This window comes from Actinocatenispora comari, assembly GCF_017312725.1.
GTDB lineage: Bacteria > Actinomycetota > Actinomycetes > Mycobacteriales > Micromonosporaceae > Actinocatenispora > Actinocatenispora comari.
In genome coordinates this window covers 76,017-86,210 of the sequence record NZ_BOPO01000021.1, presented here as the reverse complement: position 1 = coordinate 86,210, position 10,194 = coordinate 76,017, and the positions used below count along the sequence as shown (strand labels likewise).

Sequence of the window (10,194 nt, the reverse complement as noted above, 5' to 3'; positions counted from 1 at the left end):
GCCGAACAGGTACAGCCAGTACGCGAACGCGTTCAGCCGCGGGAACGCCACATCCGGCGCGCCGATCTGCAGCGGCACGATGTAGTTGGCGAAGGCGAACAGGATCGGTGTGGCGAACAGCAGCAGCATGATCGTGCCGTGCATGGTGAACAGCTGGTTGTACTGCTCGGGCGACAGGAACTGCATGCCCGGCCGGGCCAGCTCGGCGCGCATCAGCAGCGCCAGGAAGCCACCGACGATGAAGAAGCCGAACGCGGTGACCATGTACATGATCCCGATCTGCTTCGCGTCGGTGGTCCGGATCGTGCGGGCCAGCCAGGAGCCGCGCGGCGCGATGTGTACCGGCCAGGGACGGGTCACGATGGGCCGCGGGCTGAGCTCCTCACCCGACGGCCTCGGCGTGGTCAGGGTCATTACCCGGTCCTCCGCACATCGACATGGGTACTGAGCGCGTCACTGCGGTGACGCCCTGACTTGTGACCGTAGTACCTCAATCCCGCCTGGCGGGAGGGTTTGCCGGATCTCGCGACACCCGGTCGCGGCCATGGTTTGCATACATAGCAATGTGTTCATATATTGGCCTGGTGGCTGGGGAACACGAACACTCGCACGCGGTCTCCGCGGACGCCGACCGCCGGCCGCTGACCGCCGCGCTGGCCCTGATCGTGGCGTACATGGCGGGCGAGGTCGTGGTCGGCCTGCTCGCCTCGTCGCTGGCGCTGTTGTCCGACGCCGCGCACATGCTCACCGACGCTGCCTCGATCGCCCTCGCGCTCGTGGCGATGCGGCTCGCGGCCCGGCCGCCGCGCGGCAGCTTCACCTACGGGTTTCGCCGGGTCGAGATCCTCTCCGCCCAGGCGAACGGGCTGACCCTGCTGCTGCTCGCGGTCTGGCTCGGCTACGAGGCGATCCGCCGGCTGATCGAACCGCCGCCGGTCGCCGGCGGGCTGGTGTTCGGCACCGCGCTGGTCGGCGTCGTGGTCAACCTGGTGGCCACCTGGCTGATCGGCCGCGCCAACCGGACCAGCCTGAACATCCGCGGCGCGTACCAGCACATCCTGACCGACCTGTTCGCGTTCGTCGCCACCGCGGTGGCCGGCGCGGTCATGCTGTTCACCGGCTTCGACCGGGCCGACGGGATCGCGACGCTGGTCGTCGTGGCGCTGATGGCGAAGGCGGGCGTCGGGCTGCTGCGCGACTCCGGCCGGATCTTCCTGGAGGCGGCGCCGGCCGGTACCGACACGGGCGCGCTGGGGGAGCGGCTCGCGGGCTGCGACGGCGTGGCCGAGGTGCACGACCTGCACCTGTGGACGATCACCTCGGGTGAACCGGCGCTGTCCGCGCACGTGCTGGTGCGCCCCGGGTACGACTGCCACCGGGTGCGGCGGGAGATGGAGCGGCTGCTGCGCGACGACTACCACGTCGACCACAGCACCCTGCAGGTCGACCATCAGCCGGCTGCCGCGGCGCCGGCCGCCGAACCGTACTGCGAGCGCAGCCACGGGCCGGTGCACCGCCCGTCCGGCTGATGCTGGGCTGGGGGACGAGAGAGGCTCGCCTCCCGATGCACCCCCCAGAACATCGGGAGGCGAGCCACGTCCGGTCGTCCCCCGGATCGGCGGATCACTCACGCCGGGCGGCTGCGCCGGGATCGGCAGTCGGCCGCGCTCGGTCCGGGTTCGGACCCCGCAGCGGGTCGGTACCGAACGCACACCCCCCAGAGGCGTCCGGCTTCCTTTCCCGCTGCTCACAGCTTATGCTCCGTGAGCGCTCCGTAGCCTCGCACCTTCGGTCCCCATCTGGTAGGACCAAAGACCCTGCGGTACCACGCGGCCTGGTCGCAACCGCGCGCCGGCGACGAGATCCGGCATCGGTCCGACAACGGTGTCAGAAATCGAGCAATTTCTCTACGGAGAGTTATTGTGAGCTGCCCTCGCGTTCATGTGGGATAGCGCACCCGCAGATCAGAGGCCGGATGGCGGCCGATCGTGGTTACTCGGCGTACCGTTACTGTCGGTAGCCGATGCTGGTGCACGACCCCCTGGTGCACGAGCGCGGTGCGGATGGTGCGCCACCCCCTGGCATGCCATCCGGGTACGAGCGGCTGGTGCGGCACCCCCTGGCGCACCAGCGAGCACGAGCGGTTGGTGCACGACCCCCTGGTGCACCACCGAGCTGCGGACGGTTGGTGCACGACCCCCTGGTGCCCCAATCAGCCACGAAGGCTGGTGGGCGACCCCCTGGCGCACCAGCCGGCACGAGGCGGACGGCCCGGCGCTTCCCGGCGCCGGGCCGTCCGCCATCTCCACACTCGGGGTCGCTCAGGCGATCGCCTCGGCCGGCACCGGCGCCGGTACGCCGGCGGCGAAGTCCCAGAACCCGTCGTGGTGCCGGTAACACAGGCCGCAGCGCCGGCAGAACGCGGCGAAGTCGGTCCAGTCCAGGCCGCCCCGGCAGGACGGGCACGCCATCCGGGCGGCAAGCCCCCTGGTGTGCGGCTGGGTCTGTTCCGGTACCGGTCGCAGCCGCGGCCGGGCCGGGTCGCGCCGGCTGGCCAGGACGAACTGGCTCGGCCCCCACCAGCCGCGGCCCACCCGCTGGGCGACCGCCTCGATCCCGGCCGCCGGCCCCTGCAACACGTCGGTGAGCCGCGGCGGCAGCCGCCGGTCCCAGCGGCGCAGGTTGTTCACGCTCGCCACCTCGGTGGTGTCCCAGCCCAGCGCGTCCAGCGAGCCGCGCACCGCGCCCAGGTGGTACAGCCGGAACGCGCCCGAGGTGGTACCGGTGATCTCCGGCGTCGGGTCGTTCAGCGGCACCGCCGAGCCGTACCGCAGGGCGCGCAGCCGGGCGAGCAGGTGGTGCTTGATCGGCACGTCCAGCAGCCAGCGGCCCCGGATGGTCCGGCTCATCTCCGCCAAGTACCGGTCGAGCTCGGTGAGGTGGTGCAGCACCCGGACCACCATGGCGGCGTCGAACGCGTCGTCGATGAACGGCAACGCCCGCAGGTCGGCCCGTACCAGGTGCAGCCGTCCCTGGTCCACGGCCGCGTAGTGCCGTGCCTCGGCGGTACGCAGGTTGTTCGCCGAGTAGTCGACCAGTACCGCGTGTTCGGCGATGTCGGCGTAGTGCGCGAGGTTGCGGCCGAAACCGCCGCCGAGGTCGGCGAACCACTCGACGTGCCCGAGGCGGGGTAGCAGTCGGCCCAGTGCATGCTGTTCGGCGTGCGACTCGTAGTCGCGGCCACGCCAGTAGCTACGGTAGTCGTACCCGTTGCTGTCGTAGTCGGCCGGTTCGCGGCCATTCGCACGGTATGTCATGACCAATCCAGGCTCGGCATTGGTCGGTCGGTGCCGCTGTCCGTCGCGCCACCGATCGACGTCGGTCAATTGCGACTCGCGGTCGCGACACTACCGACCGCCACCGGGAGGGTCTGCCGGCCGCCGCCGTGTCACCTGCACGGCGGACCCGGGGTGCCGCGGATCGCCAGCGGTGCCCCCGTCCACGGCCGGACGGGACTCCTGTCGCCGGACGGCGAGACACCTGCCCGGCGGTCGTGTTCGACCCGTTCGCCGGAACCGGAACGTCACCGGGCGGGCGTCGTGCTTCGTCCCCTGTTCGCCCGAACGCGTGCCGCCCGGCGGTACCGGCGGCCTGGTGATCGGCGCCGCCGCGGTGCTCGATGCGGGGCGGGGGAGAGACGACGAAGGCCCCGGTCCCGCAGGACCGAGGCCGCTCGTGTGGGGTGACTGATGGGACTTGAACCCACGACACCCGGGACCACAACCCGGTGCTCTACCAGCTGAGCTACAGCCACCATTGCACGCCGGGCTCGGCGTGCCGGTTCATAGTAGCGGGTGCCGCGGTGAGCCCGACTACGGGGTTTCGGGGGCGGTTTCCGGGGTGGCGGACAGCGACGCGGCGATCTGTTTCGCGGTCTCCACGTCCGGCCCGGGCGGCGGCACGAAGATCGCCTTCCGGTAGTACGCGAGCTCCCGGATGCTCTCCTCGATGTCGGCGAGCGCCCGGTGCGCGAGCCCCTTCTGCGGCTGGCCGAAGTACGCCCGCGGGTACCACCGGCGGCACAACTCCTTGATCGACGACACGTCGACCATCCGGTAGTGCAGGAAGTCGTCCAGCCGCGGCATGTCCCGGGCGAGGAAGCCGCGGTCGGTGGCGATGGAGTTGCCGCACAGCGGGGCGGTGCGCCGGTCCGGCACGAACGTGTGGATGTAGTCGAGCACCGCATCCTCGGCCTCGGCCATCGACACGCTGGACGCCCGGACCTCCTCGGTCAGCCCGGACTTGGCGTGCATGTCCCGGACGACCTCGGTCATCGAGTCCAGCAGGGCGTCGTCGGCCTTGATCACGATGTCCACACCGTCGCCGAGCACGTTGAGCTCGGAGTCGGTGACGAGCACCGCCACCTCGATCAGCGCATCGCGGCGCAGGTCGAGGCCGGTCATTTCACAGTCGATCCAGACGAGGTGTCCTGTCACATCGCACACCCTATGCCGTCCGAGCCGGGTCGTCCGGCCCGGCTCGGACGCGTGTCGGTGGGTCGTGGACCGGCGAACCGTCCCGGTCAGACCCGCTCGGCGATGACCTGCTGGAGTACCGCGGCCTGGCTGTGCTCGGGGTCCTTGGTGGCGGTGAGCAGGGTCAACGTGCCGTTCCGGGCGATGCCGGAGAGCCGCTCCAGCGCCGCCGTCCGCTCGGCGTCGGTCAGCTCGCCGCGGTAGCGGCGGCTGAACTCCTCGAATCGTTCGGGTATGTGGGCGTACCACATCCGCAGCGCATCGGACGGAGCCACCACCTTCTCCCATTCGAAGTCGGCGTCCGCCTTCGCGACGCCACGCGGCCAGAGCCGGTCGACCAACACGCGGGTTCCGTCGGTGCTGGCCGATTCGTCGTACACGCGCTTGACCTCGATCATGTCTACAGATCTTTGCGTGCCAACCGGCCCGATGGGCCGAAATTGGCGGGATCGCCACCGCGGCGCGACCTGGCGCCTGTCGCATCGTCTCGGGTACCGGCGGTGGACCTGCACCGGCGGGCCCGGCGATCCGGGCGGTACGACGCGCCGGATTCTGAAAGCGATTTTCTTGACCTGCACCGATGGCGATTGTAATTTCCGAAACGGCGTCGGCATCCGGCCGGCCGGGCGGAATGTGGGTGAGGTCGATGAGACGACGCGCGTTGCTGTCGGCGGCGGCCGGCACGGTGGCGGTCGGTGCCACCTCGATCGGCGCCGGCGCCGCACCGGCCGCCGCGCACCCGGGCGGGCACCGGCAGGTCCGTACCGGCCTGCAGAACCTGATCGACGACGGCTGGAAGGCGCTCGCCGGCGCGAAGGTCGGCATGGTGTCCAACCCGACCGGCGTCGACTCGGCGTACCGGCACGCGGTCGACCTGATGGTCGAGGGCGGCACCGTGGACATCGTCGGGGTGTTCGGACCGGAGCACGGGTTCCGCGGCTCGGCGCAGGCCGGCAGCTCCGAGGGCACCAGCGTCGACCCGCGGACCGGCCTGACCGTCTACGACGCGTATGGCGCCACCCAGGACGACTGGGCGGCCATGTTCCGCAAGGCCGGCATCGACACCGTCGTCTACGACATCCAGGACGTCGGCGCCCGCTTCTACACCTACATCTGGACGCTGTACGACTCGATGGTGGCGGCGGCGAAGGTCGGGCTGCGGTACGTGGTGCTGGACCGGCCGAACCCGTGCGGCGGCCGGGCGTACGGGCCGATGATGACCGCCGGCTACGAGTCCGGCGTGGGCAAGAAGGAGATCGTCCAGCAGCACGGGATGACCACCGGCGAGCTGGCCCGCTTCTACAACGGCGAGTTCCTGCCGACCGACGCCGGCCGGTCGGTCGAGCTGTCGGTCGTGCAGGTCGGCAACTGGCGCACCGACCAGCTCGGTACCGATCTGACCTACCTGCCGTGGGTGCTGCCCAGCCCGAACATGCCGACCCAGACCTCCGCCCTGGTCTACCCGGGTACCTGCATGTTCGAGGGCACCAACGCCGCCGAGGGGCGCGGCACCACCCGCCCGTTCGAGCTGGTCGGCGCCCCCTACCTGGACTACCACTGGAGCGACCGGCTCAACGCCGCCGAGCTGCCCGGGGTGCGCTTCCGCGAGGCCTACTTCACGCCGACGTTCAACAAGTACGCCAACACGCTGTGCAACGGTCTGGAGGTGGAGATCGTCGACCCGGCGCGGTACGACCCGATCGCCACCGCGGTGACCATGCTGGTGGAGGCGAAGAAGTACGACGGGTTCGCCTGGCGCTACGACGACTACGACCCGGTCCGGCCGTACTGGATCGACAAGCTGACCGGTTCCACCCGGCTGCGCACGATGATCGACGACGGTGCCGGCGCGTCCGATGTGATACATGCTTGGTCGGGCGAATTGTCGGCGTTCCGGGCCCGGCGTCGTCGCTACCTGCTGTACTCCGGTCCCGGACGATGAGTTTTACTGAGCGCCGGCCGAGGTGTACCAGCATCGGTGTCGGAGCCCGCGCAACCGTCGACTGCGACACTGGTCCCAGCACCGGCTGACCGACCCGTCGGAGAGATCGAGGTGCCTCGCCCGTGTCCAAGACTGCCAACGATGCCGCGCCCGGCGGCCTGATCGTGCACGTCAGCGGGCTGTTGCCGGCGCTGTCGCCGGCCGAACAGCGAGTCGCCCGCCTGGTGATCGCCGATCCCGCCGCCGCCGCGCGGCAGACCATCACCGAACTCGCGTCGGCCGCCGGCACCTCCGAGGCGACGGTGATCCGGTTCTGCCGCTCGGTCGGCATGAGCGGGTACCCGCAGTTGCGGATCCGGCTGGCGGCCGAGGCGGCCCGCCGGGTCGAACCGCCGGACGCCCGGGTCGTCGGCGGTGACATCCCGCCCGGCGCGGACATGGCGCAGATCATCGCGACGATCTCGTTCAACGATGCCCGGGCGGTCGAGGAGACCGCCGAGCAGCTCGACGTCGCCGCCTGCGAGCAGGCGGTGGCGGTGCTGTCCGCGGCCGGCCGGGTCGACGTGTTCGGGGTGGGCGCGAGCGGCTCGGTGGCCGCCGACTTCCAGCAGAAGCTGCACCGCATCGGGCGGACGGCCTTCTACTGGCCGGACACCCACACCGCGCTGACCAGCGCGGCGCTGCTGGGCAAGGGCGACGTCGCGCTCGGCATCTCGCACACCGGTACCACCACCGACTGCGTCGACGTGCTCGACCAGGCCCGGCAGCAGGGTGCCACCACGATCGCGCTGACCAACTACCCGCGCTCGCCGATCGCCGAGGTGGCCGACGTGGTGCTGACCACCGCGGCGCGGGAGACCACGTACCGGTCCGGCGCGATGGCGAGCCGGCTGGCCCAGCTGACCGTGGTCGACTGCCTGTTCGTCGGCGTCGCGGCGAAGAACCGGACCCGCACCAAGCGCAACCTGGAGGCCACCGCCGAGGCGGTCGCGTCCCGCCGCGCCACGGCCGGCCGCCGCCGCAACTGACCGCGACCGCCGGAGTGGTTCATTTCCGGCCGGGCTGCGGAAAACCAGCACAGAACCTACGATCGACGGGCACTTCGCTTCGGTTCGGGCACGACCGGGGAGGCACGGATGGGTACTCGTCACTGGTGGTCGGGTGGGCGGGCGTTCGCCCTGGGCGCGGTCGCGGCGGCCGCCGTGCTGCTGGCCGGTTGCGGCTCGTCGCACGACGACGCGGCCGGCTCGGGCACGGGCAGCACCGCCGGGCACTCGGCGCACGGCAGCAGCAGCCCCGCCCCGAGCGGCAGCCTGCACGTCTCGGCCGGTTCCGGCTCCGCCGGCGCGTCGGGCTCCGACGGCACCTCGTCCGGCGGCACGAGCAGCGGCGGCAAGGGTTCCGCCACCGGGTCGACCGCGGCCTCCGGCGGCGGAGCGGTACCGGCGTCGAAGCGCTGCCGCCCCGGCCAGCTGAAGGCGACGGTACGGCCGCTCGGTGCGGCCGCGGGCACCCACCACGCGTCGATCATCCTGACCAACACCGGCGGCGGCTGCCAGTCGTCCGGCTACGTCGGGCTCCAGCTGGTGTCCGGCTCCGGCGGCAAGATCGCCACCTCGGTGCTGCACGACACCGCACAGCGGCCGCGCACCGTGTCGCTGAAGGCGCACGCCACCATGTACGCGCCGGCCAGTTGGGGCGCGGTGGCGACCACCGGCGAGTCGCAGACCGGCAACTGCGAGGCGACCCCGCAGGGGCTGCAGGTGGCGTTGCCGGGCGCGTCCGGCACGGCGCACGCGACCTGGTCGTACGGGCCGGTCTGCGGCCACGGCGCGATCACCGTCGGCCCGCTGGCGTCCGGCTCCGGCCCCACCGCCGGCGGCTGACCGCCGCGCCGATCCCGGGGCCCACTCGCCCCGGGCCGGCGGCTCGGCGCCTCACGGGGTGTCGGTGAGGTCCTCTTCCCAGTACTCGTGGGGCGAGCGCACCGCGGCGTCGGTGCCCGCACCGTGCACCTGCTGTTCGCGGTTGCGCAGGTCGACCCGGCGGATCTTGCCGGAGATCGTCTTCGGCAGCTCGGCGAACTCCAACCGCCGTACCCGCTTGTACGGCGCCAGGTGTTCCCGGGCGTAACGCAGGATGTCCCGGGCGGTCGCCGCGTCCGGCGCCACGCCGGCGGCGAGCACCACGTACGCCTTGGGGACCGCGAGGCGCACCGGGTCCGGGCCCGGCACCACCGCGGCCTCGGCCACGGCGGGGTGCTCCAGCAGTACGCTCTCCAGCTCGAACGGGGAGATCTTGTAGTCCGACGCCTTGAACACGTCGTCGGCCCGCCCGACGTAGGTCAGGTAGCCGTCGTCGTCCCGGCTCGCCACGTCGCCGGTGTGGTACCGGCCGCCGCGCATCGCCTCGGCGCTGCGCTCCGGGTCGTCCCGGTACCCGGTCATCAGCGCCACCGGCCGGTGGTCCAGGTCGATGCAGATCTCGCCCTCCACCCCGGGCTCGGTCACCACCGTGTCGGTGGCCGGGTCGACCAGGGTGATCCGGTACCCGGGCAGCGGCCGGCCCATCGAGCCGAGCTTGAGCGGCGCGCCGGGCGGGTTGCCGATCTGGCAGGTGGTCTCGGTCTGGCCGTACCCGTCCCGGATGGTCAGCCCCCAGGCGCGCCGGACCTGCTCGATGACCTCCGGGTTGAGCGGCTCACCGGCGCTGGCCACCTCGCGCAGGCTCAGCCGCGCGGCCGACAGGTCGGCCTGGATGAGCATCCGCCACACCGTCGGCGGCGCGCAGAACGTGGTCACCGCCGCGTCGCGCAGCACGTCCAGCAGCGCGGCCGGGTCGAACCGCTGGTAGTTGTAGACCAGTACGGTGGCGCCGGCGTTCCACGGCGCGAACAGGTTGCTCCAGGCGTGCTTGGCCCACCCCGGCGAGGAGATGTTGAGGTGCACGTCGCCGGGCTGCAGCCCGAGCCAGTACATCGTCGACAGGTGCCCGACCGGGTAGCTCTGGTGAGTGTGCTCGACCAGCTTGGGCTGCGCGGTGGTGCCGGAGGTGAAGTAGAGCAGCAGCGGATCGGTCGCCGCGGTGTCCGGCTCCGGCGGCAGGCCACCGTAGCCGTACGCGTCGGCGTGGCGCAGCCAGCCCTCGACCGGTTCGCCGACCGCGATCCGGGTGTACGACCCGGGCACGTCGGCGAACTTCGCCGCGTCGGCGGAGCGGGCGACCGCGTGCCGGGCCTCGCCCCGGTGTACCCGGTCGCGCAGGTCGGCCGGGCCGAGCAGGGTGGTGGCCGGGATGACCACCGCGCCCAGCCGCATCAGCGCGAGCAGCGTCTCCCACAGCTCGATCTGGTTGCCGAGCATCACGATGACCCGTTCGTTGCGCGCCACGCCCTCGGCGGCCAGCCAGGCGGCGAGTTGGGTGGACCGTTCGGTCAGGTCGGCGAAGGTCAGCTCGGTGTCGCTGCCGTCCTCCTCGATCACCCGCAGCGCGATCCGGTCCGGGTGCTGCGCGGTGAGTACCGCGTCGAACCAGTCGCGGGCCCAGTTGAAGCCGGTGAGCTCCGGCCAGCCGAACTCGCGGTAGGCCCGGTCGTGGTCCTCGCGAACCTCCAGCAGGAAGTCCCGGGCCGCGCGGAATAACGCCGTGCCGTCACCGGTTGGAGTGGTGGTCGTCTCACTGTGTGCCATGCGCGCCCCTCTCGGACGTCTCACCAGT

9 protein-coding genes and 1 tRNA gene are annotated in these 10,194 nt (G+C 71.7%); 4 read left to right on the top strand and 6 right to left on the bottom strand.

Translation table 11 applies throughout. The features are described 5' to 3' along the window. The coding region (locus NUM_RS07950; protein WP_207124121.1) for a cbb3-type cytochrome c oxidase subunit I at window positions 1-414 on the bottom strand (414 nt) is incomplete at its 3' end. A 170-nt stretch (window positions 415-584) separates the two neighbouring features. Here NUM_RS07950 and NUM_RS07945 point away from each other — a divergent pair. After that, window positions 585-1,529 (top strand): cation diffusion facilitator family transporter, encoded by a 945-nt coding sequence (locus NUM_RS07945; RefSeq protein WP_225918405.1) that lies wholly within the window; start codon window positions 585-587, stop codon window positions 1,527-1,529. 792 nt (window positions 1,530-2,321) lie between these two features. Here the strand turns inward: NUM_RS07945 and NUM_RS07940 are convergent. From NUM_RS07940 to NUM_RS07925, 4 genes are all read right to left on the bottom strand, one after another. Then, window positions 2,322-3,317 carry a class I SAM-dependent methyltransferase gene (locus tag NUM_RS07940; RefSeq protein ID WP_207124119.1) on the bottom strand — a complete coding sequence of 332 codons (996 nt, stop codon included), beginning with the start codon at window positions 3,315-3,317 and terminating at the stop codon, window positions 2,322-2,324. A gap of 421 nt (window positions 3,318-3,738) precedes the next feature. Further along, window positions 3,739-3,814: transfer RNA gene (locus tag NUM_RS07935), tRNA-His, on the bottom strand. Window positions 3,815-3,872: 58 nt separating this feature from the next. Beyond that, complete coding sequence (gene orn, locus NUM_RS07930; RefSeq protein ID WP_207124118.1) at window positions 3,873-4,496, bottom strand: oligoribonuclease; 624 nt, start codon at window positions 4,494-4,496, stop codon at window positions 3,873-3,875. Window positions 4,497-4,582: 86 nt separating this feature from the next. Then, a complete protein-coding gene (locus tag NUM_RS07925; protein WP_207124116.1) occupies window positions 4,583-4,933 on the bottom strand; it encodes a DUF488 domain-containing protein in 351 nt (116 codons plus the stop codon). A 248-nt stretch (window positions 4,934-5,181) separates the two neighbouring features. On the opposite strand from NUM_RS07925, the gene NUM_RS07920 reads away from it, so the two are divergent. The 3 genes from NUM_RS07920 (at window position 5,182) to NUM_RS07910 (ending at window position 8,363) form a co-directional block, all read left to right on the top strand. Continuing rightward, entirely contained in the window at window positions 5,182-6,477 is a 1,296-nt protein-coding gene (locus NUM_RS07920; protein ID WP_207124114.1) for an exo-beta-N-acetylmuramidase NamZ family protein, read from the top strand. A gap of 122 nt (window positions 6,478-6,599) precedes the next feature. Then, entirely contained in the window at window positions 6,600-7,505 is a 906-nt protein-coding gene (locus NUM_RS07915; RefSeq protein WP_207124112.1) for a MurR/RpiR family transcriptional regulator, read from the top strand. 108 nt (window positions 7,506-7,613) lie between these two features. Further along, a complete protein-coding gene (locus NUM_RS07910; protein ID WP_207124109.1) occupies window positions 7,614-8,363 on the top strand; it encodes a DUF4232 domain-containing protein in 750 nt (249 codons plus the stop codon). Between the two features lie 51 nt (window positions 8,364-8,414). Here NUM_RS07910 and NUM_RS07905 read toward each other — a convergent pair whose 3' ends face one another. Next, window positions 8,415-10,166 carry an AMP-binding protein gene (locus NUM_RS07905; RefSeq protein WP_207124107.1) on the bottom strand — a complete coding sequence of 584 codons (1,752 nt, stop codon included), beginning with the start codon at window positions 10,164-10,166 and terminating at the stop codon, window positions 8,415-8,417. Between the last annotated feature and the right edge of the window lie 28 nt (window positions 10,167-10,194).

Coding starts and splice junctions, on each gene's coding strand:
- NUM_RS07940 (WP_207124119.1), bottom strand. CDS start 3,317: ATGACATACCGTGCGAATGGCCGCGAACCGGCCGACTACGACAGCAAC.
- NUM_RS07925 (WP_207124116.1), bottom strand. CDS start 4,933: ATGATCGAGGTCAAGCGCGTGTACGACGAATCGGCCAGCACCGACGGA.
- NUM_RS07920 (WP_207124114.1), top strand. CDS start 5,182: ATGAGACGACGCGCGTTGCTGTCGGCGGCGGCCGGCACGGTGGCGGTC.
- NUM_RS07910 (WP_207124109.1), top strand. CDS start 7,614: ATGGGTACTCGTCACTGGTGGTCGGGTGGGCGGGCGTTCGCCCTGGGC.
- NUM_RS07905 (WP_207124107.1), bottom strand. CDS start 10,166: ATGGCACACAGTGAGACGACCACCACTCCAACCGGTGACGGCACGGCG.